General features: G+C 69.7%; 26 protein-coding genes and 2 pseudogenes. 16 read left to right on the forward strand and 12 right to left on the reverse strand.

Going from position 1 to position 21,491, the window contains the following annotated elements:
* Positions 1-491: 491 nt before the first annotated feature.
* The 6 genes from ACFY36_RS36795 to ACFY36_RS36820 are packed head-to-tail and all read left to right on the forward strand — an operon-like array spanning position 492 to position 4,332.
* A complete protein-coding gene (locus tag ACFY36_RS36795; protein WP_499750510.1) occupies positions 492-1,352 on the forward strand; it encodes an ABC transporter permease in 861 nt (286 codons plus the stop codon).
* Positions 1,345-2,148, forward strand: coding sequence for an ABC transporter permease (locus ACFY36_RS36800; protein ID WP_499750511.1), 804 nt, complete (start codon positions 1,345-1,347; stop codon positions 2,146-2,148). The genes ACFY36_RS36795 and ACFY36_RS36800 overlap by 8 nt, the downstream gene beginning before the upstream one ends.
* Positions 2,145-3,095: an ABC transporter ATP-binding protein gene (locus ACFY36_RS36805; protein ID WP_499750512.1), complete on the forward strand. Its 951-nt coding sequence runs from the start codon at positions 2,145-2,147 to the stop codon at positions 3,093-3,095. The genes ACFY36_RS36800 and ACFY36_RS36805 overlap by 4 nt, the downstream gene beginning before the upstream one ends.
* Positions 3,096-3,131: 36 nt before the next feature.
* Positions 3,132-3,458 (forward strand): ArsR/SmtB family transcription factor, encoded by a 327-nt coding sequence (locus tag ACFY36_RS36810; RefSeq protein WP_499750513.1) that lies wholly within the window; start codon positions 3,132-3,134, stop codon positions 3,456-3,458.
* Positions 3,455-3,928, forward strand: coding sequence for an SRPBCC domain-containing protein (locus ACFY36_RS36815; RefSeq protein WP_499750514.1), 474 nt, complete (start codon positions 3,455-3,457; stop codon positions 3,926-3,928). The genes ACFY36_RS36810 and ACFY36_RS36815 overlap by 4 nt, the downstream gene beginning before the upstream one ends.
* The gene (locus ACFY36_RS36820) at positions 3,925-4,332 is read left to right on the forward strand and encodes a VOC family protein (protein ID WP_499750515.1); all 408 of its coding nucleotides are present in this window, start codon (positions 3,925-3,927) and stop codon (positions 4,330-4,332) included. The genes ACFY36_RS36815 and ACFY36_RS36820 overlap by 4 nt, the downstream gene beginning before the upstream one ends.
* On the opposite strand, the gene ACFY36_RS36825 is transcribed toward ACFY36_RS36820, so the two are convergent.
* A complete protein-coding gene (locus ACFY36_RS36825; RefSeq protein ID WP_499750516.1) occupies positions 4,329-4,883 on the reverse strand; it encodes a helix-turn-helix domain-containing protein in 555 nt (184 codons plus the stop codon). The genes ACFY36_RS36820 and ACFY36_RS36825 overlap by 4 nt on opposite strands.
* Before the next feature lie 65 nt (positions 4,884-4,948).
* Here ACFY36_RS36825 and ACFY36_RS36830 point away from each other — a divergent pair, with 65 nt between their 5' ends.
* A complete protein-coding gene (locus tag ACFY36_RS36830) occupies positions 4,949-5,623 on the forward strand; it encodes an AzlC family ABC transporter permease (protein WP_499750517.1) in 675 nt (224 codons plus the stop codon).
* Between the two features lie 44 nt (positions 5,624-5,667).
* Positions 5,668-5,931, forward strand: coding sequence for an AzlD domain-containing protein (locus tag ACFY36_RS36835; RefSeq protein WP_499750629.1), 264 nt, complete (start codon positions 5,668-5,670; stop codon positions 5,929-5,931).
* 78 nt (positions 5,932-6,009) lie between these two features.
* Here ACFY36_RS36835 and ACFY36_RS36840 read toward each other — a convergent pair.
* A pseudogene (locus ACFY36_RS36840) lies at positions 6,010-6,774 on the reverse strand (helix-turn-helix transcriptional regulator); the annotation flags it as partial.
* Between the two features lie 111 nt (positions 6,775-6,885).
* Here ACFY36_RS36840 and ACFY36_RS36845 point away from each other — a divergent pair.
* Entirely contained in the window at positions 6,886-7,815 is a 930-nt protein-coding gene (locus ACFY36_RS36845; protein ID WP_499750518.1) for an oxidoreductase, read from the forward strand.
* A 61-nt stretch (positions 7,816-7,876) separates the two neighbouring features.
* Here the strand turns inward: ACFY36_RS36845 and ACFY36_RS36850 are convergent.
* The 4 genes and pseudogenes from ACFY36_RS36850 to nadA all read right to left on the reverse strand — a co-directional run.
* Positions 7,877-7,972, reverse strand: a pseudogene (locus ACFY36_RS36850) (transposase); the annotation flags it as partial.
* A 292-nt stretch (positions 7,973-8,264) separates the two neighbouring features.
* The gene (locus ACFY36_RS36855) at positions 8,265-8,882 is read right to left on the reverse strand and encodes a DUF3043 domain-containing protein (RefSeq protein WP_499750519.1); all 618 of its coding nucleotides are present in this window, start codon (positions 8,880-8,882) and stop codon (positions 8,265-8,267) included.
* Positions 8,883-8,952: 70 nt separating this feature from the next.
* Positions 8,953-10,308, reverse strand: a complete 1,356-nt coding sequence (gene murA, locus ACFY36_RS36860) for a UDP-N-acetylglucosamine 1-carboxyvinyltransferase (protein ID WP_498695735.1) — start codon at positions 10,306-10,308, stop codon at positions 8,953-8,955.
* 201 nt (positions 10,309-10,509) lie between these two features.
* Complete coding sequence (gene nadA / locus ACFY36_RS36865; protein ID WP_499750520.1) at positions 10,510-11,688, reverse strand: quinolinate synthase NadA; 1,179 nt, start codon at positions 11,686-11,688, stop codon at positions 10,510-10,512.
* Between the two features lie 59 nt (positions 11,689-11,747).
* On the opposite strand from nadA, the gene ACFY36_RS36870 reads away from it, so the two are divergent.
* From ACFY36_RS36870 to ACFY36_RS36885, 4 genes are all read left to right on the forward strand, one after another.
* Positions 11,748-12,854, forward strand: coding sequence for a glycerate kinase family protein (locus tag ACFY36_RS36870; RefSeq protein ID WP_499750521.1), 1,107 nt, complete (start codon positions 11,748-11,750; stop codon positions 12,852-12,854).
* Between the two features lie 87 nt (positions 12,855-12,941).
* Positions 12,942-13,313, forward strand: a complete 372-nt coding sequence (gene erpA / locus ACFY36_RS36875; RefSeq protein ID WP_097319992.1) for an iron-sulfur cluster insertion protein ErpA — start codon at positions 12,942-12,944, stop codon at positions 13,311-13,313.
* 120 nt (positions 13,314-13,433) lie between these two features.
* A complete protein-coding gene (locus tag ACFY36_RS36880) occupies positions 13,434-14,414 on the forward strand; it encodes a carbohydrate kinase family protein (RefSeq protein WP_499750522.1) in 981 nt (326 codons plus the stop codon).
* Positions 14,415-14,423: 9 nt separating this feature from the next.
* Positions 14,424-14,924 (forward strand): P-loop nucleotide/nucleoside kinase family protein, encoded by a 501-nt coding sequence (locus tag ACFY36_RS36885; RefSeq protein ID WP_499750523.1) that lies wholly within the window; start codon positions 14,424-14,426, stop codon positions 14,922-14,924.
* Here the strand turns inward: ACFY36_RS36885 and ACFY36_RS36890 are convergent.
* Positions 14,917-15,129: a sulfurtransferase TusA family protein gene (locus tag ACFY36_RS36890; protein ID WP_499750524.1), complete on the reverse strand. Its 213-nt coding sequence runs from the start codon at positions 15,127-15,129 to the stop codon at positions 14,917-14,919. The genes ACFY36_RS36885 and ACFY36_RS36890 overlap by 8 nt on opposite strands.
* Entirely contained in the window at positions 15,126-16,262 is a 1,137-nt protein-coding gene (locus tag ACFY36_RS36895; protein WP_499750630.1) for a cysteine desulfurase family protein, read from the reverse strand. Before ACFY36_RS36895 ends, ACFY36_RS36890 begins: the two co-directional genes overlap by 4 nt.
* 178 nt (positions 16,263-16,440) lie before the next feature.
* Between ACFY36_RS36895 and ctaC the strand changes: the two genes are divergently transcribed.
* Both ctaC and ACFY36_RS36905 read left to right on the forward strand, forming a co-directional pair.
* Positions 16,441-17,388, forward strand: a complete 948-nt coding sequence (gene ctaC / locus ACFY36_RS36900) for an aa3-type cytochrome oxidase subunit II (protein WP_499750525.1) — start codon at positions 16,441-16,443, stop codon at positions 17,386-17,388.
* Positions 17,389-17,396: 8 nt separating this feature from the next.
* Complete coding sequence (locus tag ACFY36_RS36905) at positions 17,397-17,822, forward strand: cytochrome c oxidase subunit 4 (RefSeq protein ID WP_499750526.1); 426 nt, start codon at positions 17,397-17,399, stop codon at positions 17,820-17,822.
* Positions 17,823-17,869: 47 nt separating this feature from the next.
* Here the strand turns inward: ACFY36_RS36905 and ACFY36_RS36910 are convergent, their stop codons facing one another.
* The 4 genes from ACFY36_RS36910 to ACFY36_RS36925 form a co-directional block, all read right to left on the reverse strand.
* Complete coding sequence (locus tag ACFY36_RS36910; protein WP_499750527.1) at positions 17,870-18,073, reverse strand: hypothetical protein; 204 nt, start codon at positions 18,071-18,073, stop codon at positions 17,870-17,872.
* Positions 18,074-18,198: 125 nt separating this feature from the next.
* Entirely contained in the window at positions 18,199-19,257 is a 1,059-nt protein-coding gene (gene trpD, locus ACFY36_RS36915; protein ID WP_499750528.1) for an anthranilate phosphoribosyltransferase, read from the reverse strand.
* Positions 19,258-19,260: 3 nt separating this feature from the next.
* A complete protein-coding gene (locus tag ACFY36_RS36920) occupies positions 19,261-19,686 on the reverse strand; it encodes a hypothetical protein (protein ID WP_097319984.1) in 426 nt (141 codons plus the stop codon).
* Positions 19,687-19,783: 97 nt separating this feature from the next.
* Positions 19,784-20,758 carry a cytochrome c oxidase assembly protein gene (locus ACFY36_RS36925; RefSeq protein ID WP_499750529.1) on the reverse strand — a complete coding sequence of 325 codons (975 nt, stop codon included), beginning with the start codon at positions 20,756-20,758 and terminating at the stop codon, positions 19,784-19,786.
* Positions 20,759-20,866: 108 nt separating this feature from the next.
* On the opposite strand from ACFY36_RS36925, the gene ctaE reads away from it, so the two are divergent.
* Positions 20,867-21,466 (forward strand): aa3-type cytochrome oxidase subunit III, encoded by a 600-nt coding sequence (gene ctaE / locus ACFY36_RS36930; RefSeq protein WP_097320326.1) that lies wholly within the window; start codon positions 20,867-20,869, stop codon positions 21,464-21,466.
* The last annotated feature ends 25 nt before the right edge of the window (positions 21,467-21,491 follow it).

The raw sequence follows: 21,491 nt of genomic DNA on the forward strand, positions 1-21,491 counted from the left end.
GTAGGCGTCGGGGGCCTGCTCGCGTGGCGGCATGGCGTGGCTCTGGGCGGGGCGGTTCCACAGGGGCTGGGTGTGCTCCGGTGAACCCTGCGGTGGGGCGCCCTCCCAAGCGCGGCCGGGCGAATCGGCGTACCTCGGCGGGGGTTGATCCTCAGGGCTGGACCACGACGCGGGGGAGGCGCCGTCCGAAGCCTCGTAGACCGGCGTGTGTACGGCCTTTCGGCGGCCCGGGTCGCCCGGGTAGCGCTGGCCCGGCACCGGCTCCCACTCCCAGGTGATCTCGTAGACCCATGCCGGCTCGTCGGCCCAGGCGCCCCAGCTGCTGGCGCCGCCGCCCGAGGAGGAGTCCGAAGAAGAGCCCCAGCCCTTCATTGGCGACGCTCCGTCACGGCGAGATCCACTTCTGGTCGTAATTCTGAGGCAGCCGTCCGGGGATCCGGGTAAGGTCGCCCGGCTTTCGTAAGGGAAAAGGGCACTAGGAGGTTAACGGCGTGAGCGGGACTGACGCCAGGGTGCTGACGATCTCTCCCGGCACAAGGTCGCGGGCCTCCATCGCTACTTTCGGTGCGCTCGTCTGGTCAGGTTTCCGGCGGTACGCGACCTATCGTCAGGCCACCGCCGCCGGAGCGTTCACCAACATAGTCTTTGGCTTTCTCCGCTGCTACGTGCTCCTGGCCGTTGCCGCGGGGGCGCCGGGCGGCCGGCCCGGTGGTTACGACACCGAGCAGCTCGCCACGTTCGTCTGGGTGGGCCAGGGGTTACTGGCCGTGGTGGGCATCTGGGGATGGACCGACCTTTCCGACCGGATCCGCTCGGGTGATGTCGCGGCCGACTTGTTACGACCGATCTCTCCGGTGACCGCCTATCTGGCCGCCGATCTGGGCCGTGGCCTGCATGCCGTGCTCACCCGGTTCATCCCGCCGGTGATCGCCGGGGCGATCTTCTTCGATCTCCGGGAGCCCGAGCGCTGGCAGACCGTGCCGCTGTTCGCGGTCTCGGTCGTGCTCGCGGTGGTCGGCTGTTTCGGGTGCCGCTATCTGGTCAACGCGACCGCGTACTGGCTGCATGACGCCCGTGGTCCGCTGATCCTCTGGACCTTGGCCAGTGGGGTGCTGGCCGGCCTCTACTTCCCGTTGCGTCTGCTTCCCGACTGGCTGACGGTCACCCTCTGGGTGTCCACCCCGTTGCCCGGACTGCTCCAGACGCCTCTGGACGTGCTGGTCGAGCGGGACGGCCCGGGCGTACAGGCTGGTCTGGTCGTGTTGCAGGCGGTCTGGGCCGTGATCATGATCATGGCCGCCCATGTCGTCCAGAAGAGGGCGGAACGCAAGCTGGTGATCCAGGGTGGCTGATCTCCAGAACCCCTATCTGGCCCTGCTCGGCGGCAAGCTGCGGTCGATGGCCAGCTACCGGGTCAGCTTCGCGGTCGAGCTGTTCACCAACGCGTGCGCCACGGTCATCGACGTGGCCACGGTCTTCGTGCTGTTCGGGGCGGCGGCCACGATCGGCGATTTCTCCCTGGCCGAGGCGCTGATGATGACCGGCATCACCAGCGCCGGATTCGTCCTGGCCGACATGACGGTCGGCAACATCGACGATCTGAGGACGTACGTCCGGACGGGCGCCCTCGACGCCGTGCTGGTCCGCCCACTCGGCGTGCTGCCGCAGCTGGTGTGCATGGATCTGCCCCTCCGCAAGCTGATGCGCATGCTCGTGGGCATCGGGGTGCTGGTCACCGCGGTCGCCATGAACGACATCGACTGGACGCCGGGCCGGGCCCTGCTGCTGGTCGTCTCGCCGGTGTCGGCCGGGGTCTTCTTCGGATCGCTCTTCGTGATCGCCGGGAGCCTGTCGTTCTGGTGGGTCGAGTCGGGCCAGGTCGGCAACGGTTTCACCTACGGCGGCCGCGACTTCGCCTCCTATCCGATCACGGTCTACGGCGGGTGGTTCCGGGCGGTTTTCGCGTACGCCCTGGGCTTCGCCTTCGTCGCCTATCAACCGGCCCTCGTGATCCTGGGCCGTACCGACCCGCTGGGCCTGCCGGCCTGGGCGGGATACACCGCGCCGTTGGTCGCGCTGGCCGCGGCGGGCATCGCCGGGCTGGTGTGGCGCACCGGCGTCCGTCACTACCGGAGCACCGGCTCATGATTCACATGCGGGACCTTCGCAAAGATTTCACCGTACGTCTGAAGACCGGCCGCCTGAGACGCGAGAAGCGCACGGTGAGCGCGGTCGACGGGGTGGACCTGGCCATCGAGCGGGGCGAGATGGTCGGGTACATCGGCCCGAACGGCGCCGGCAAGTCGACCACGCTGAAGATGCTCACCGGCGTCCTGACCCCGACCAGCGGAGAGGTGCGCGTGTGCGGGCTGGAGCCCGTACCCCGGAGAACGAAGTTGGCCCTTCAGATCGGTGTCGTCTTCGGCCAGCGGTCGCAGCTGTGGTGGGACCTGCCCCTGGCCGAGTCGTTCCGGCTGCTCCGGCACATCTACCGGGTCGATCCGGCGGCCCACCGGGAGCGGCTGGACCGGTGCCGTGAGCTGCTCGACCTCGACGCGTTCATGGACACCCCGGTGCGGCAGCTCTCGCTCGGCCAGCGCATGCGCGGCGAGCTCACCGCCGCCCTCCTGCACGGCCCGAAGGTCCTGTTCCTGGACGAGCCGACGATCGGCCTCGACGTGGTCAGCAAGCAGGCGGTCCGCTCGTTCCTGGGTGAGCTCGGCCGGAGCGGCGACGTGACGCTGGTGCTGACCACGCACGACCTGGCCGACATCGAGCGGCTGTGCCGCCGCCTGGTCGTGATCGACCACGGCCGCGTGGTCCACGACGGCACGATCGAGGAGCTGCATTCCCGGTACGGCTCCCGGCGGCGCCTGGTGGTCGACCTGGACACGCCGCTGCCGCCGAACTTCACCCTGCCCGGCGCCACGATGACCGGCACCGAGGCGGACGGCCACCGGGTGACCTTCACCCTCGACTCGATCGCCGCCGGCGCCGCGGTGGCCGGCCTGGTCGGAGCGGCCGCGGTGCGCGACCTCTCGGTGGTCGAGCCGGACATCGAGGACGTCGTAGCGAAGCTCTACACCTCGTCTTGACGGAGTTAGGCCGGCGGCATAGATTACCAATCGGTTATGAACACTGATCTAGACGCCACCTTCGCCGCGCTGGCCGATCCCACGCGGCGTGCCATCCTGGCCCGGCTCGCCCAAGGCTCGGCAACCGTCACCGAGCTGGCTTCGCCGTTCGCGATGACGCAGCCGGCGATCACCAAGCACCTCAAGGTCCTCGAACGGGCCGGTCTGGTCTCGCGCGGGCCGGGCAACCGGCGCGCGCCCTGCCGCCTGGAAGCGCGGCCGCTCCGCGAGGCGGTCGGCTGGTTGCAGGACTACCGCGAGTACTGGGAGGAGTCGTTCCAGCGCCTCGACGAGGTGCTGGCCTCCCTCGAGGAGGAGCCGTGACCCTCGACGTCTCCGCGCCCGGCGACCGCGACATCGTGCTGACCCGTGCCTTCGCCGCCCCGCCGTCGCGGGTGTTCGCCGCGTGGACCGAGCCCGCCCTGCTGACCCGCTGGTACGGCGCCCGCGGCTGGCACCTGGTCGAGTGTGAGATCGACCTGCGGGTCGGCGGCGCCTACCGGTTCGTCAGCGAGGGCCCGGGCGGCGACCGGATGACCCAGCGCGGCGCCTACCGCGTCGTCGAGCCGCCGCACCGGCTGCTGCACACCGAGCGCTTCGACGACCAGTCCTACCCCGGCGACACCCTGATCAGCCACGAGTTCCGCGCCGAGGGGGCCGGAACCGTGCTGACCACCGTCGTCCGCTACGCCACGCCTCTCGGCCGTGAGCGTGCGCTGTCGTATCCGATGGCGCGCGGGATCGGCGAGGGATTCGTACGACTCGACGCTTTGCTCTCTGGAGGAACATCGTGAACTGGACCCTGGAAGTCGTCGTCGTCCCCGTCACCGACCTGGACCGCGCGAAGGAGTTCTACGCCGACCGGCTCGGCTTCACCGTCGACCACGACACCCGGGTCGGTGACGACGTGCGCATCATCCAGCTCACCCCGCCCGGCTCCGGCTGCTCGGTGGTGATCGGCAAGGGCGCCGTGCCCGAGATGCCGCCAGGCTCGCTGAAGGGCCTGCAACTGGTCGTCCCCGACATCCGCAAGGCGCACGCCGAGCTGGTCGAGCGCGGCGTCGAGTGCACCGAGGTGCAGGTCCTCGGCGAGAACCCGCGCCCGATGCCCGACCCGCTGGACAACGTCGGCTTCGTCTTCTTCAACGACCCCGACGGCAACAGCTGGGGCGTGCAGCAGATCTCCAGCCGCGCCTAGCGATGCTCCATGACGAGCACGGCCCAGGCCGGCTCCAGCGCCTCGTAGTAGTGCGGCACGTCGCCCGGGAATGACACGTAGTCGCCGGGCCCCAGCTCCACCTGCTCGCCGGCCGGGCCCGCGAGGATCCGGCCGGCCGCCACCACCAGGTGCTCGACGCTGTCCGGGATGTGCGCGGCCGCCTCACGCGCCTCACCCGGCTCCAGCTCCATGACGTAGAGGTCGCGCCGGACATGGGCCGACCCCGCCGCGAGCAGCGTGGCCACGAAGTCGGCCCGGTCCGACTGCACCCGGGGCCCCTCGCCGGCCCTGATCACCCGCACCCGCGTGGGCGGCGGCTCGACCAGCCGGCTGAACGGCACGCCCAGCGCCACCCCGAGCGACCACAGCGTCTCGATGCTCGGGTTGCCGGTCCCCGCCTCCAGCTGCGACAACGTCGACTTGGCCAGCCCCGCCCGCCGGGCCAGCTCGGCCAGCGAGATCCCCGCGCGTTCGCGCTCCCGCCTCAACGCGGCGGCGATGGTCGCGAGCGGCGGCGCCGATTCGTGCATGTTCGCTCCATCGATCGAGTCGTTCGGTTTGACGAACGCGGCCGTAGCGTTCACTATTCTGAACCATGCGTACGTTACAGCGAACGCCCGACTCGCTGCTCCGCGACGCCGCCGCCATCGGAGCCGCCATGATCGCCGTGGGAGCCTCCTTCGGGGCCATCACCATCGCGTACGGCCTGCCGACCTGGCTTCCGTTCCTGATGTCCACGGTCGTCTTCGCGGGCGGCTCCCAGTTCCTGGCCGTGGGCCTGTTCGCCGCCGGCAACCCGATAGCCGCCGTACTGGCCGGCCTGCTCCTGAACGCCCGCCACCTCCCTTTCGGCATGGCGGTGGGCACAGCCATGGGCACCAGCCTGCGGGACCGCCTCCTGGGCAGCCACGTGATGACCGACGAGGTGGTCGCCTTCACCCTGGCCGAGCCGGCCCCGGCCCGCCGCCGCCACACGTACTGGCTGATCGGCATAACCCTCTTCACGTCGTGGAACATCGGCACGGCCCTGGGCGTGCTCCTGGGCGGCGCCGTCTCCGACACGGACGCCCTGGGCCTGGACGCCGCCTTCCCGGCCGCGCTGATCGCCCTGATCCTGCCGTCCCTGAAAGACCGCCGGACCCGCCTGGTCGCCCTGACCGGCGCGGTCATAGCCGTGGCCCTGACCCCGCTGCTCCCCGCCGGCCTGCCCATCCTGTGCGCCTTGCTGGGCCTGCTGACCCTGCTCCGTCGCCCCACGAAGGAGTCCTGATGCTGATCGCCGCGGTCGTCATCCTGGGCATCGGCACCTACACCATGCGCCTGGGCGGCGTTCTGCTGCGAGAACGCCTGCACCTCTCCGACGCCATGCAGCGCCTGCTACCGATGGCCGCCGCCGCACTGCTGGCAGCCCTGGCCGCCACCTCCACCATCATGGCCGGAAGCGACTTCGCCGGCGTGGCCCGCCCCGCCGGCGTAGCCGTAGGCGCCCTCCTGGCCTGGCGCCGGGCCCCGTTCGTCGTTGTCGTAGTGGCCGCCGCCGCTTCCGCCGCCCTCCTGCGCCTGGCCGGCCTGCCCTGACGCGGCCGGCAGCGACGCGAGGAGCTGGAGCCGCTCGGCGTCGCCGCTGCCGGGTTCGGCCGTGAAGACCAGCAGGACCGGCCCCGGGCTGCCCGGCAGCGGATAGGTGTCCCAGGCCAGGTCGATGTCGCCGACCTCCGGCACCCGGAACGTCTTGGTGCCGGACACCCGCTCGCGGACGTCATGGCGGCCCCAGAGCCGGCGGAACTCGGCGCTGCGGATGCTCAGCTCGCCGACGATCGCGGTCGCCCTCGGATGGGTCGGGTCGGTCGCCACGGCGGCGCGCATCATGCCGATGTAGTCCAGCGCCTGTCGTTCCCAGTCCGGGCAGCTGCGCCGGCTGGTCAGCGTGTCGTCGAACATCAGCAGGAGCATGTTGAGCCGGTCGGCCGGGTAGCCGTCGGGGTCACCGAGCAGCGCCTCGGCCATCCGGTTCCAGTCGAGCAGGTCCAGGTGGCGGCCGAGCACGACGGCCGGGGTGTCGAGCACCCGCAGCAGTCGCCGGGTGCTGTCGGGCACACGCTCGGGCATGGCCTCGGCCCGGGCCGGCATCGGCCGGCGGGCGGCGCGGGCCAGGGTGAACAGATGCCGGCGTTCCTGGTCGTCGAGGGCGAGCGCGCCGGCAATGGCGTCCAGGGCGCCGTCGGACGGGTGCACCTCCCGGCCCTGTTCCATCCGCTGGTAGTAATCGGTGCTCAACCCGGCCAGCAGGGCCAGTTCCTCGCGGCGCAGCCCGGCCACCTTGCGCCGGCCGCCCGGCTCGAGGCCGACGTCGCGGGGGCTGAGGCGGTTGCGCCGGGCGCGCAGGAAATCGCCGAGCTCACGGGCGTACGGATGGGTCATGCCGCAAGTGTCCCGCCCGGCGTGACCACCAAGGTAGGTCTCCCGGAACGACCGAACTCCTCCCCGGCACGCCTAGCGTCGCCGTGACCGCACCGACCCGAGGAGCAGCAGATGACCGGATGGACCGCCGACCGCATCCCCGACCAGCACGGCCGGACCGCCGTGGTGACCGGCGCGAACTCGGGGCTCGGCCTGATCACCGCGACCGAGCTGGCCCGGCACGGCGCCCACGTCGTGCTGGCCGTCCGCAACACCACCGCCGGCCGGGAGGCGGCCCGCCGGATCGGCGGTGACGTCGAGGTCCGCGAGCTGGACCTGGCCTCCCTGGCCTCGGTGCGCGCCTTCGCCGCCGGGCTGGCCACCGACCACCCCGTGCTCGACCTGCTGGTCAACAACGCCGGCGTGGTGCTGCTCGGCCCGCGCCGCACCACCGCCGACGGCTTCGAGCTCCATCTCGGCACCAACATGCTCGGCCACTTCGCCCTGACCGGCCTGCTGCTCGGCCCACTGGCCGCGGCCCCGGCGGCCCGGGTGGTCAGCCTCAGCTCGATCACCCACAAGAACGCCCACCTGGACTTCGACGACCTGATGTACGAGCGGAACTACCGCGCCGCCCCCGCCTACGGCCGTTCCAAGTTGGCCACCACGATCTTCGGCTTCGAACTGGACCGCCGCCTGCGCGCCACCGCTTCACCGATCGCCAGCACCCTGGCCCATCCCGGCCTGACCCGCACCAACCTCACCCCGCGGGCCTGGGAGCACCGCCCCCGCCTGGGCCGCCTCATGGCCTGGGCCGGCCTCCTAGCCACCCAGCCCCTGAACCAGGGCACCCGGCCCCAGCTGCGAGCCGCCACCGACCCCAACGCCCACAGCGGCCAGTTCTTCGGCCCAGCGCACTGGGCCGAGACCAGAGGCCCCGTAACCGAGGCCCGAGCAAGCCGCGACGCCCGAGACCCGGCCACAGGCGAACGCCTCTGGAAAGCAGCCGCAAACCTGACCGGAGTCACTTACTTGGATCGCGTCCACCGAAGTGGTGCATGACCTGCGCTTCCCCCGCATGCGGTCTGTTCGGCGAGACCACGCCGACGAGGCGGATGATCACGCCCTGCCGCAGTTTCGGGATGGCGAGCTCGACGGTGGCGGTGCGGGTGTCCCCATCGCGGTGTCGGTAGCCGTTGCGGGAGTTGATCCGCTCGTCGCACCCGCCCAACCCGCGCAACCGGCCTGGAATTGCCGATGGACCCACCACCCAGCGTGCCTGCGTGACCGTCCCCGCCGCCCAAACCACAGCGCGGCAGCGAACAGCACCCATAGGCGCCACCGCGAGGTGACCACAGACCCCGGCCCCGCGCTCAGAGACCAGCAACCAAGTTCCTGGCAGCTACAAAGCGACCATGCAAGGTTGGGGGGAGGGGGTGCCCCAACAGAGCATCAAGCCTGACGGGTCTGTTGGGGCACCCCCTCCCCCCAACCGTCCCAGCGCAGGAGAGTCAGACAGCCTGACCGAGATCAACCTTAGGCTTGGGCACCCGCATCCGCCGGAACGTGAGACCACGCATCACGCCGTAAAGCTGAAGCGACCCCATCCGCTGCGTGTGCTTCGGGAAGCGCTCATTGACGAGCCGCTTCACCTTGCGCGAGATCAGAACGCTGTCCACGATCACACCGAGCGCCAACAGCAGCCACAGCACATTGCTCGCCAGCTGCACCGCCGCGATCTGCACGGTCGACCCGATCAGCACGATCAGCGCCCCACCGAAGAACCACGTGCCCACCGTGCGGCGCGCGTCGACGATGTCGCGGACCAGCGACCGCTCCGGCCCCCGGTCGCGGGCCAGCAGGTAGCGTTCGTCCCCCGCCTTCATGCCCGCCGAGGCCTCCGCGCGCTCTTCGCGCTGGCGCTCACGCATCTGCTTGAGCTGCTCTTTGCGGTTCGTCGGCGTCGGCTCGGACACGCGGCGGCCCGTGCTCGTCCGCTTGGGCGTGGCCACACCCAGCTCTTTCTTGCTGGGGGTGTAGCTCTTGGGGCGCGCAACCTCGGGCGTCACCTCCTCCACGACCTCGGTGGTGGGGGCGTCGTCTTGCTTGCGGCGGAAAAGCGAGGGCACGCTCAGAGAGTAGCCAAGCGGCGCGGTGTCTTTCACACCGCGCCGCTGATAGTGATGAAACCGGAGCCTGTTACAGCCTCTCGACGTGTGCGCCGAGGGCGGCCAGCTTGCCTTCGAAGTCCTCGTAGCCCCGGTTGATCAGGTCCACCCCGTACACCCGGGAGGTTCCTTCCGCCGCCAGCGCCGCGATCAGGTGGGCGAAGCCCGCCCGCAGGTCGGGGATGACCAGGTCGGCCGCGTGGAGCTTGGACGGGCCGGCGATGACCGCCGAGTGCATGAAGTTGCGCCGGCCGAAGCGGCACGGGGTGCCGCCCAGGCAGTCGCGGTAGACCTGGATGGTCGCGCCCATCTGGTTCAGCGCGTCCGTGTAGCCGAGGCGCTGCTCGTACACCGTCTCGTGCATGATCGAGATGCCGCGGGCCTGGGTGAGCGCCACCACGAGCGGCTGCTGCCAGTCGGTCATGAAGCCCGGGTGGACGTCCGTCTCGAGGGCCACCGCCTGGAGCTCGTGGCCCGGGTGCCAGAACTTGATGCCACCTTCGACCGCGGTCACGCCGTCGCGGGCCACCCGGTCGTCGGTGATCTCGCATTCGCCGCCGATGGAGCGGAAGACGTTCAGGAACGTCATCATGTCGGCCTGGCGGGCGCCCAGGACCTCGATCTCGCCCTTGGTCGCCAGCGCGGCCGCGGCCCAGCTCGCCGCCTCGATCCGGTCGGGGATCGGCTTGTGCTTGTAGCCGTGGAGCTTGCGGACGCCCTGGATCTCGATGACCCGGTCGGTGTGCACCGTGATGATCGCGCCCATCTTCTGCAGGACGCAGATGAGATCGATGATCTCGGGCTCGATGGCGGCGTTGCGGAGTTCGGTCACCCCTTCCGCCCGTACGGCGGTGAGCAGCACCTGCTCGGTCGCGCCGACGCTCGGGTAGGGCAGTTCCAGCTTGGCCCCGTGCAGGCCGTTGGGCGCGCTCAGGTGCATGCCCTCGGGCGCCTTGTCGACGACCGCGCCGAACTCGCGCAGCGCCTGGATGTGGAAGTCGATGGGCCGGGGGCCGATGTGGCAGCCGCCGAGGTCCGGGATGAACGCGTGCCCGAGGCGGTGCAGCAGGGGACCGCAGAGCAGGATCGGGATGCGGCTGGAGCCCGCGTGCACGTTGATCTCGTCGGTGCTGGCGCTCTCGACGTTCGTGGGGTCCATGACGATCTCGCCGTCGTCGGCGCCGTCGCTGACCTTCACCCCGTGCAGCGCGAGCAGGCCGCGGACGACCTCGACGTCGCGGATGGCCGGCACGTCGTACAGGTGGCTCGGTGACTCACCCAGCAGGGCGGCGACCATCGCCTTGGAGACGAGGTTCTTGGCGCCACGGACCCGGATCTGACCTTGCAGCGGCGTACCGCCGTGCACGACCAGGACGTCGTCGGTCAACGTAACCTCCAGCTGGCGGGCGTTGGGGCGCCCGAGATGATCGAGGGGGCGGAAGCCGGATGGGGGTACCCGCTTCTGCAACCGAGGAAGCATAGCGCTGAGTGACAAATTAGGAAGCCATCACAACGCCCAGCGGGCGGTAAATAGGACAGAGTTAAGAATCCCGGACGCGCTGCGGATCTTGATGACTACCCAGAGTCACTACGGCAATGCGAGCATCTGGTCCAGCGCGACACGCGCGTTGTGCGCCGTGTCCTCGTCCACCGTGATCACGTTCGGCACCCGGCCGGCGACGAGCTCCTCGAGCGCCCACACCAGGTGGGGCAGGTCGATGCGGTTCATCGTCGAGCAGTAGCAGACCGTCCGGTCGAGGAACATGATCTGCTTGTCCGGGTGGGCCAGGGCCAGGCGGCGTACGAGATTGAGCTCCGTACCGACCGCCCAGGCCGACCCCGACGGCGCCGCGTCCAGGGCCTTGATGATGTATTCGGTCGAGCCGACGTAGTCGGCCGCGCGCACCACGTCGTGCCGGCACTCGGGGTGGACCAGGACGTTGACGCCCGGCACCCGCTCGCGGACCTCGCGCACGCTGTCGATGGTGAAGCGCCCGTGCACCGAGCAGTGCCCGCGCCACAGGATCATGCGCGCGTTCCGCAGCTGCTCGTCGGTCAGGCCGCCGCCGGGCTTGTGCGGGTCGTACAGGACGCAATCATCAAGATCGAAGCCCATTTCCAGTACGGCTGTGTTGCGCCCCAGGTGCTGGTCAGGGAGGAAGAACACCTTGCTGCCCTGCTCGAACGACCAGTCCAGGGCCCGCTTGGCGTTCGACGACGTGCAGACGACGCCCTTGCTGCGGCCGACGAAGCCCTTGATGTCGGCCGACGAGTTCATGTACGTGACCGGGACGATGTCGCCCGCGATGCCCAGGTCCTCGAAGCGCTCCCACGCCGTCTCGACCTGGCCCAGCACGGCCATGTCGGCCATCGAGCAGCCGGCCGCGAGGTCGGGCAGGATCACCTTCTGGTCCGGCTTCGTCAGGATGTCGGCGCTCTCGGCCATGAAGTGCACGCCGCAGAAGACGATGAACTCGGCGTCGGGGCGGGCCGCGGCCTGCTGGGCGAGCTTGAACGAGTCGCCGGTGACATCGGCGAACTGGATGACCTCGTCGCGCTGGTAGTGGTGGCCGAGCACGAAGACGCGGTCGCCGAGGGCGGCCTTGGCCGCGGTGGCGCGGGCGACCAGGTCGGGGTCGCTGGGTGCGGGCAGGTCGCCCGGGCAGTCGACGCCCCGCTCGGAGGCGGGGTCGGTGCCCCGGCCGAGCAGCAGCAGTGCGGTAGCGGTGTTCGAGGGTTCGGTCCAGGTCGACGTCACGTTGGTCATCGTCGCACAGCGCGAGATGGTCATCGCTTCCTGAAGGAGTGGGCTGTCACACTCATCGCGTGCGCGTATTGATCTGCCCCGACAAATTCGCCGGCACGCTGTCCGCCCCCGAGGTCGCCGAGGCGGTGACCGAGGGATGGACCGGCTCGGGCGACGAGCTGATCAGCCGCCCGATCGCCGATGGCGGGCCGGGCTTCATCGAGGTTCTGGCCGGATCGCTCGGCGGACGCCGCATTCCCGTCGACACCGTCGACCCGCTGGGCCGGCCGACCTCGGGTGAGGTACTTCTGGTGGGTTCCACGGCTTATGTCGAGAGCGCCCAAGCCTGTGGGCTGCACCTGTTGACCCGCGAGGAGCGGGACCCCAACACCACCAGCTCGTACGGGCTGGGCCTGCTGCTCCTGGCGGCCGTGGAGGCGGGTGCGGCCGAGGTCGTGATCGGGCTGGGCGGCTCGGCCACCAACGACGCCGGGGCCGGGATGCTGGCCGCGCTCGGCGCCCCACCGGTAGACGTAGCCGGGTACGCGCTCCCGTACGGGGGCGCTTATCTGAACGCGGCCGCCTCGCTCGGTGGGACGCCCATGCTGCGCCAGGTGAGCCTGATCGCCGCCACTGACGTCGACAACCCGCTGACCGGCCTGCATGGGGCCAGCAAGATTTTCGGGCCGCAAAAGGGCGCGAGCGAGGAAGACGTCTACCGCCTCGACGCCGCGCTCGAACAGTTTTCCGGCGTCCTCGAAAGAACGTTCGGTCTCACAGATCTGGAGGTCGCTCCCGGTGGGGGAGCGGCCGGTGGGATCGGAGCCGCGTTGATCGCCCTCGGCGGACGGGTCGTGTCCGGGATCGGCCTGGTCTCGACCGCGATCGGCCTGGAGAAGGAGCTGGACGCGGCCGATCTGGTGATCACGGGAGAGGGATCTTTCGACCACCAGTCGCTGCGGGGAAAGGTCGTGGCGGGCATCGCCGGAGGCGCCCGGGACCGCGGTCTGCCCTGCGTCGTGCTCTGCGGCCGGAACGAGACCGGCTTCCGGGAGGCCGCCTCAGCAGGCGTCACCGAGACTTATTCCCTGACCGAGCACTTCGGCAGCGAAGAGACCGCCATGCGGGAACCCGCCCGTGGCCTGCGAGAACTCTCGGCCCGCCTGGCGAATCAGTGGAGCCGGTGAAGTAAGCCACCCCAATTGGGAATCTCAGGGAATGGGGTTAGCGTTGGCAAGTACTGCACCTGACCGCACCCTGCAGGGAGATACGCAGTGACTGCTGAAGCGCACACCCCGTCGACCGAGGCGACTGCCGCCCCGACCGGCGTCCTCTTGACCGACGTCGCCGCGGTGAAGGTCAAGGCCCTGATCGAGCAGGAAGGCCGCGACGACCTGCGCCTGCGTATCGCCGTGCAGCCCGGTGGCTGCTCCGGCCTGCGCTACCAGCTCTTCTTCGACGAGCGCTCGCTCGACGGCGACGTCGTCAGCGACTTCGGCGGAGTCGAGGTCGTCGTCGACCGCATGAGCTCGCCCTACCTGGCCGGTGCCACGATCGACTTCGCCGACCGCATCGACGCGCAGGGCTTCACGATCGACAACCCGAACGCGCAGAACTCCTGCGCCTGTGGTGACTCGTTCCACTGACAGCGCGTCAAAAACAGAACCACCCAGCAGGCCGCTCCGTTAACGGGGCGGCCTGCTGTGCGTTACCCAGCCGGTAGGCTGCGTACGTAAGCCCCCCGTTTCCCGACCCAAGGGCCCATCATGAAGATCGCCGTGACCGGCTCGATCGCCACCGACCACCTGATGCACTTCCCGGGACGGTTCGCCGACCAGCTCATCGCCGACCAGCTGCACAAGGTGTCGCTCAGCTTCCTCGTCGACGACCTGGTGGTCCGGCGCGGCGGCGTGGCCCCCAACATCGCGTACGGGATGGGCAAGCTCGGTCTGCACCCGATCCTGGTGGGCGCGGTCGGCGCCGACTTCGCCGACTACCGCTCGTGGCTCGAGCGGCACGGCGTCGACTGCGACTCGGTGCACATCAGCGACGTCGCGCACACCGCCCGCTTCGTCTGCACCACCGACGAGGACCTCAACCAGATCGCCTCGTTCTACGCGGGCGCGATGGCCGAGGCCCGCAACATCGAGCTGGCCCCGGTCGACGCCCGGGCCGGCGGCCTCGACCTGGTGATCATCGCCGCCAACGACCCGGCGGCCATGGTGCGCCACTCCCAGGAGTGCCGCGCGCGGGGCTTCAAGTTCGCGGCCGACCCGTCGCAGCAGCTCGCCCGCATGGACGGCAGCGACGTGCTGACGCTGATCAGCGGCGCCGAATACCTGCTGACCAACGAGTACGAGCGCTCGCTCCTGGAGACCAAGGCCGGCCTGACCGCGGAAGAGGTGCTCGACCAGGTCAAGATCCGGGTGACCACGCTCGGCAAGGACGGCGTCGAGATCACCGGCCGCGGCATCGAGCGGATCCACGTGCCGGTCGCCCGCGACGTCATCCCGGCCGACCCGACCGGCGTCGGCGACGGCTTCCGCGGCGGCTTCTTCGCCGCGATCTCGTGGGGCCTCGGCCTGGAGCGGGCGGCCCAGGTCGGCTCGCTGGTGGCCGCGCTGGTGCTCGAGTCGGACGGCGCTCAGGAGTACGACGTGCGCCCCGGCGACTTCGTCAAGCGTTTCGCCGACTCGTACGGTGACGATGCCGCCGCCGAGATCAAGTCGTTCCTGCCGGTCGTGTAAGGAAGAACCATGGTGTTGGCGGTCTTTGCCGGTCTGCCCGGCGTGGGGAAGAGCACGCTCGCCGCGAAGGTGGCCACCGAGCTGCCGGCGTGCGTGCTCGCCGTCGACACCGTCGACTTCACCCTTCAGCGGTACGAGGTCACGGAGCCGCGGCCGGGCTATGCGGCCTACGGCGTCGTGGCCGCCCTGGCCGAGGTGCAGCTGGCCAACGGCCAGCACGTGATCATCGACGCCGTGAACCCGGTGAAGGCGGCCCGGCAGCTCTGGGTCGACCTGGCCGAGCGCCTGGGCGTGCCGCTGCGGGTGGTCGAGGTGGTCTGCGGCGACGACGCCGAGCATCGCCGCCGGGTCGAGAAGCGCTACGAGGCCCGCGACCACGACGGCGTCCCCGACTGGGTGCGTGTCCTGGAGCGGCAGAAGGAGTACGAGCCCTATCTGGGGCGGCGCCTGGTCGTCGACACCTTCTTCGCGAAGGACCCGGTCGGCCCGGTCCTCGAATATCTCAGCTGATACGTCTGACCTCGAATGCCTCCGGTGAAGGGGAGCCCAGGTACTCCTGTTCCTTCATGCGGCACCAGGCCGGGATGTCGTTGGCCGCGGCCGGGTCGTCGGCCAGAACCCGTACGGTCTGGCCGATCTCGACGTCTTTGATCTTCTTGGCCAGATGGATCACCGGCAGGGGGCATTTCTCGCCCCGGCAGTCGAGCTCGATCACATCCCCGCCTCCTTCCGGATCTTTTCCACCAGCCCGGGGAGTACGCCGAGGAACCGCTCCACCTCGTCCCCGGTCGTCCCACGGTGCAGCGAGATCCGCACGTTGCCGTGGCTCAGCACGCCCATCGCCTCCAGCACGTGGCTGGGCCGCAGCGTGGACGCTGTGCACGACGAGCCGGACGAGACCGCGAACCCGGCCCGGTCCAGCGCGTGCAGCAGCGCCTCGCCGTCCACATAGAGACAGGAGAAGGTGACCAGGTGCGGCAGCCGGTCGACCGGGTCGCCGACCACCTCGACGTCGGGCACCGTTGCCGCCACCCGCTCGCGGATCCGGTCGACGAGGGCCGACAGCCGTACGGCCTCGGTCCGCTCCTCGGACAGGACGGCCCGCAGGCTCGCCGCCGCGGCCACCACCGCCGGTAGATCGACGGCGCCCGACACGCCCGGGCGATAAAGATCATCCTGGGGAAACGGCGAGATCCAGCGCACACCTTTACGTACGATGAGGACGCCGACCCCGGGCGGGCCGCCCCACTTGTGCGCGCTCGCGCTGAGCAGCGACCAGCCCGGCGCCACCGGCGCGCGCCCGATCGACTGGGCCGCGTCCACGTACAACGGAACGCCGGCCTCGTCGCAGTAGCCCGCGGCCGCCGCGACCGGCTGCTCCGTGCCCACCTCATGGCTCGCGCTGATCAGCGCGGCCAGCGCGACGCCCGGAGTGGACACCGCGCTGTCCCAGGCGCCCAGGTCGAGCCGGCCGAGACGGTCCACTCCCACCTCGACCGCTTTGCCGCGGCGGGCCGCGTGCAGCACGGCCGAATGTTCGATCGCCGAATGCACCAGCGTGTCGCCCTGCCGGGCCCGTCCACCCAGGGCGCCCAGCACCGCCGCCTGCGCCGCCGCGGTGCCCGAAGGCCACAGGGACACCTCGTCGTGGCGTACCCCCAATGCCTCGGCGAACGCGGCCGTCGCCGCCTCGGAAAGCTGTTGGGCCCGCCGGCCCGCGGCATAGAGGCGGGCCGGGTCGGCCCATCCGTCGTCGAGCGCGGCCAGCAGCGCCTCGCGGGCCACCGGATGCAGCGGAGCGGCGGTCGCAGCGTCCATGTATGCCGCCGGACCACCGGGAACGCCCATGTATTCCACTCGGGAACGGTATCGTCCGGTTGTTGAGGGGTAACCGTGCACCGTCGAAGATCCGACCCCCCGGCCCGGAGGTTAGGGCCAGGTCGAGTAATCTGCGACCGACGGTGACGCCTTGCCGCTCGGTGTCCGGTTTCGGGCGGGGCGGCGCTGCTAAGGGAGGCAAAAGCAGGTGGGCGCAAAGAGTTCGGCCGCACGGCCGCGATCGGCAGTCCGGTTCGCCGGGCTCGGCCTCGGCGGGGCGACCCTGCTGTTGCTGCTCTCGGGCTGTTCGGTGAACGGCATCGGCGACGCGTTCAGCCACTTCGGATGGCCGAGCAACGGCATCAGCCTGCAGGCACACCGGATGTACGACCTGTGGATCGCCTCGGTGATCGCGGCCCTCGTCGTCGGCATCTTCGTGTGGGGCCTGATCTTCTGGTGCATCATCCGGTACCGCAAGCGCGGCGACGAGCTGCCCGTGCAGACCCGGTTCAACATGCCGATGGAGGTGCTCTACACGGTCACCCCGGTGCTGATCGTGGCGGTGCTCTTCTACTACACGGCCATCATCCAGACCGACGTGGACAAGCTGTCGAAGAACCCCGACCAGGTGGTCGAGGTCGTCGCGTTCAAGTGGAACTGGCAGTTCAACTACCGCGACGGGCTGGGCGAGGACGCGAACACGGTGGCCTCGACGGTCGGCTCGTCCGACGTCATCCCGCTGCTGGTCCTGCCGACCGGTGAGAAGATCCGGTTCGAGGAGACGAGCAAGGACGTCATCCACTCGTTCTGGGTTCCCGAGATGCTGTTCAAGCGCGACGTCTTCCCGGGCAACGTGCGCAACCAGTTCGAGGTGACCCTCGACCGCGAGGGCCGGTACGTCGGACGGTGCGCCGAGCTCTGTGGCACGTACCACGCGTTCATGCAGTTCGAGCTGGTCGTGGTCTCGCCCGAGAAGTTCGACCAGTACCTCGCGGCCCGCAAGAACGGCGCCACCACCCAGGAGGGCATGGCGGCGATCGGCTACACCGGCGACCAGCAGTACGCGGTGACCACCGAGCCGTTCGACACGCGCCGCCAGCAGCACAGCTGGAACCAGACCAACTCCGTCGCCGCCGGCACCACAGCGGGGAAGTGAGCTAGACCGTGAAGACCGAATACAAGATCTTCGTCGGGGTCGCCGCCTTCCTCTTCGGCGCGGCGATCGTCTACGGGTTCTACTCGCAGAGCTACGAGGGCCACGTCGAGTGGATCGGCACGGTCGCGCTGATCCTCTCCGGACTGCTCTGCTCGATGTGCGGCGGCTTCTTCTGGTTCGTCTCGCGGCGCATCGACCTGCGCCCCGAGGACCGGGAGGACGGCGAGATCGCCGAGGGCGCCGGCGAGATCGGCTTCTTCAGCCCTGGCAGCTACTGGCCGTTCGGCATCGCGCTGTCGGCCACGATCGCCGGCATCGGCCTGGCGTTCTGGATGTGGTGGCTGGTTGTGGTCGGCCTGATCCTCGTGATCGTCGCCTCGAGCGCCATGATCTTCGAGTACTACTCGGGAACCCGGCACCCCGCCGAGCACTGAGCTGGCTTTGGAGAAGGGCCCGCGGTCATCGACCGCGGGCCCTTCTTTCATGCTGCTTGGCGTTGCCTCGGGGCTATCTTGCGGGGCCTGGTGGCGCCGTACCAGTGGACGACTATCGGTGCGACGACCTCGGCCGCGCCACAGCGGGTGCAGACCATCTCGGGGCAGTCGTCGTGGCCGTCCGAGCAGGGCGGCACCTCGAACATCATGTCGCCGTCACAAATGACGCAGCGCATCTCGCGATCCGACACGGGTGGGCTCCTCTCTTCGCCGTCTCTTCGCCGGAAGGTGGATATACCCGAATTCGATTCTGACGCTGCCACGGAAATGGGGCATCGTGGTGTATTAGCGACGGCGTGTTACCTGTGAATCTGCCTTACTCGGCAGCTTTGGCCGCCTGCGCCACGGCCACCCAGCGCTCCAGGAGGGCCGTGGCGGCCCCGGAGTCGATCGTCTCCTGGGCCCGCGCTATTCCGGCCCGCAGCGTGTCTCTGAGATCGCCGGGGAAGCCACCCTGTGCGGCCAGGGCGGCCGCCACGTTGACCACCACAGCGTCGCGGACCGGGCCAGGCTCGCCGGCGAAGGTGCGGTGGGCCACGTCGGCGTTGTACGCCGAGTCGCCACCGCGCAGGGCGGCCGGCTCCGAGCGGGGGAGACCGAGCTCGACGGCGTCGATCACCAGTTCCTCGACCTTGCCGCCGCTCGCCTGCCAGACGCGGGTGGGCGCCGCCGTGGTGAACTCGTCGAGGCCGTCCTCGCCGCGCATCACGATGACCGAGTCGCCGCGCCGGGCGAAGACCTCGGCCATCACCGGCGCCATGCGGACGTCGAAGCAGCCCACGGCGCCCGCGGTCGGGCGGGCCGGGTTGGTCAGCGGGCCGAGCACGTTGAAGAACGTGGGCACGCCCAGCTCACGCCGCGGCACGGACGCGTGGCGCATGCCGGGGTGATAGCGGGCGGCGAAGCAGAAGCCGATGCCGGCCTCGGACACCGTGCGGCCCACGCCGGCCGGGCCCAGGTCGAGCGGGATGCCGAAACGCTCGAGCAGGTCGGCCGTGCCGGTCGTGGACGACGCGGAGCGGTTGCCGTGTTTGACCACCGTCACACCCGAAGCGGCCGTGATTATCGCCGCCATGGTGGAGATGTTCACGGTGTTGGCCCGGTCGCCGCCGGTGCCGACGACGTCGACCGCCGACGTGCGGACGTCCTCGGGCAGCGGGACCAGGGTGGCGTTGTCGAGCATGGCCTCGACCAGGCCGGCCAGCTCGCCCGGCGTCTCGCCCTTGGCCCGCAGGGCGATGGCGAAGCCCGCGATCTGGGCCGGTGTGACGTTGCCCGCCATGATCTCGCCCATCGCCCAGGCGGTGTCGGCCGAGGCGAGCTCCTCACCGCGGAGCAGGGCCATGGTCAGGTTGGGCCAGGTGCGTACGCCCATGTCTCAGGCGAGCTTGCCGAGCGTGCCCAGCGGGATCGCGCCGTCACGGCGGGCCCGGAGCATCGCGGCCACGGTCTGACCGGTGGTGACCGGGTCGAGCGGGGCGACGAGGGTCTGGTCGACCTGCGAGTACGCCGCCAGCCAGCGGTCGGCCGCGCGGGCGATGACCACGCAGACCGGCGGGGGAGTGGCGTATTCGTCCTTGGTCTGCCGGGCGATGCCCAGGCCGCCGGCGGGCGCGGCCTCGCCGTCGAGGACCATCAGGTCGATCTCGTACTTGTCGAGCAGATTGCGGCAGTCTTCCCAGGTGGCGGCGTCCGCGAACTCGACCTTGAGGTCGGCCGCCGGACGCTCGCCGATGGCGAGCCGGATCCGGTCGCGCACCGCGGGATCGTCGCTGTAGAGCAATACCGTGTACTCGTCGCTCATGATCGACTGCCTTCAGTCCGGTTAAGGGTGGTGGCGGGGTGGTTGGAAGGGGGCCCCGGTTCACGTCGTAGGTGCCGACAGATCGTAACGGACCCGCTTACTCGGTGGCGGACCCCGGTCGTCCGGCGCTCTCCACATTTGTGATCTTGGCGGCAGCTTTGAGCTCCTCCGCCTCCTGGCGGTCCAGGGCGCGGTCGATCCGGCGGGCCTCACGCTCGGACTGGCGGATCCACTGGAGGACCAGGATGCCCAGCATCGTGACGCTGACGATCTCGCCGCCGGCCCAGAGGATGCCGCCCGCCGTGACCTGGTCGCTCTTCGGATCGGCCCAGCTCAGGCCCAGACTCGGGTAGTAGTCGCCGGCCAGCAGCGTGCTGGCCTGCATGATCGTCAGACCGAGCACGGTGTGGAACGGCACCGACAGCACCATCAGCAGGGCGCGGCCCGGATAGGGCCAGCGGTTGGGCAGCGGGTCGAGGCCCAGCAGCGGCCAGAAGAACAGGCAGCCGGTGATGATGAAGTGGATGTGGATGAACTCGTGCAGCCACGGGTGCAGCAGCGTCTGCCGGTAGAGGTCGGTGAAGTAGAGGACGAACGGGTTGGCCACGAAGATGCCGAACGCGACCAGCGGGAACGTCAGGACCCGGGCCACCCGGCTGTGCACCACGGCCAGCAGAGTCTTGCGCGGACTCGTGGGCAGCACCCGCAGGGCCAGCGTCACCGGGGCGCCCAGGGCCAGGAAGATCGGGCCGACCATGGACAGCGTCATGTGCTGGATCATGTGCACCGAGAGCAGCGCCGTGTCGTACTTCTCGATGCCGGTCACCGTGACGGCCGCGATGGAACCCAGTCCACCAGCGACGAAGGCCACCGTGCGGCCCGCCGGCCAGTGGTCGCCGCGCAGCCGTAACCGGTAGACGCCGTAGCCGTACAGCGCCGCCGCCACCACCAGGAACAGGGCGACCAGGCTACCGATGTGGATCTCGGTGAAGATCGCGGCCGGCGTGAACGGCGGAAGAACAGTATCCCCGCTGGACGCGGCGAGTGTGGGCGTTTCGGCTAGGTGCACCATTCGAGGCTAGGCCCATCCGGTCGGGACCACTTCTTCCGGGCTGGAATCTCATGACGGATTCGACCCCCCGCATCACCTTGGACTGATCGCGGGGCAATAATGAGCCTCGTGACAGCGGCCTCAGCCATCGACAAGAGCAGGATCCACTCGCTGACGCGACCGAACATGGTGAGCGTCGGCACGATCGTGTGGCTCTCCAGCGAACTCATGTTCTTCGCGGCGTTGTTCGCCATGTACTTCTCGATCCGTGCGGCAGCGCCCGAGTTGTGGGAAGAGCACACGCAGCACCTCGAGATCCCGTACGCGACGACGTTCACGGTGATCCTGGTTCTCTCCTCGGTCACCTGCCAGCTCGGCGTGTTCGCCGCGGAGAAGGGCGATGTGTTCGCGCTCCGTCGCTGGTTCACCATCACCTTCGTGATGGGCCTGATCTTCGTGCTCGGGCAGGCGAACGAGTACCGCAACCTCGTCCACGAGGGCATCAAGCTCAACGGCGACGGCTACGGCTCGATGTTCTATCTGACCACCGGCTTCCACGGCCTGCACGTGACCGGCGGTCTGATCGCGTTCATCGTCTACATGATCCGTACGACCATGGGTAGGTTCACCCCGGCGCAGGCCACCTCGGCGATCGTCGTGTCGTACTACTGGCACTTCGTGGACATCGTGTGGATCGCGCTGTTCGCCATGATCTATTGGCTTCAGTAGCCCGCATCCGTCCATGAGCTTCAGG

Source organism: Actinoplanes sp. NPDC000266, from assembly GCF_042899005.1.
Taxonomy (GTDB): domain Bacteria; phylum Actinomycetota; class Actinomycetes; order Mycobacteriales; family Micromonosporaceae; genus Actinoplanes.

Excerpts from the sequence above, each read along its gene's own strand:
- ACFY36_RS36805 (WP_499750512.1), top strand. The coding sequence starts at position 2,145 with ATGATTCACATGCGGGACCTTCGCAAAGATTTCACCGTACGTCTGAAG.
- ACFY36_RS36810 (WP_499750513.1), top strand. The coding sequence starts at position 3,132 with ATGAACACTGATCTAGACGCCACCTTCGCCGCGCTGGCCGATCCCACG.
- ACFY36_RS36825 (WP_499750516.1), bottom strand. The coding sequence starts at position 4,883 with ATGCACGAATCGGCGCCGCCGCTCGCGACCATCGCCGCCGCGTTGAGG.
- ACFY36_RS36830 (WP_499750517.1), top strand. The coding sequence starts at position 4,949 with ATGCGTACGTTACAGCGAACGCCCGACTCGCTGCTCCGCGACGCCGCC.
- ACFY36_RS36835 (WP_499750629.1), top strand. The coding sequence starts at position 5,668 with ATGCGCCTGGGCGGCGTTCTGCTGCGAGAACGCCTGCACCTCTCCGAC.
- ACFY36_RS36845 (WP_499750518.1), top strand. The coding sequence starts at position 6,886 with ATGACCGGATGGACCGCCGACCGCATCCCCGACCAGCACGGCCGGACC.
- nadA (WP_499750520.1), bottom strand. The coding sequence starts at position 11,688 with ATGACCAACGTGACGTCGACCTGGACCGAACCCTCGAACACCGCTACC.
- ACFY36_RS36880 (WP_499750522.1), top strand. The coding sequence starts at position 13,434 with ATGAAGATCGCCGTGACCGGCTCGATCGCCACCGACCACCTGATGCAC.
- ACFY36_RS36885 (WP_499750523.1), top strand. The coding sequence starts at position 14,424 with ATGGTGTTGGCGGTCTTTGCCGGTCTGCCCGGCGTGGGGAAGAGCACG.
- ACFY36_RS36895 (WP_499750630.1), bottom strand. The coding sequence starts at position 16,262 with ATGGGCGTTCCCGGTGGTCCGGCGGCATACATGGACGCTGCGACCGCC.
- trpD (WP_499750528.1), bottom strand. The coding sequence starts at position 19,257 with ATGGGCGTACGCACCTGGCCCAACCTGACCATGGCCCTGCTCCGCGGT.
- ACFY36_RS36920 (WP_097319984.1), bottom strand. The coding sequence starts at position 19,686 with ATGAGCGACGAGTACACGGTATTGCTCTACAGCGACGATCCCGCGGTG.
- ACFY36_RS36925 (WP_499750529.1), bottom strand. The coding sequence starts at position 20,758 with ATGGTGCACCTAGCCGAAACGCCCACACTCGCCGCGTCCAGCGGGGAT.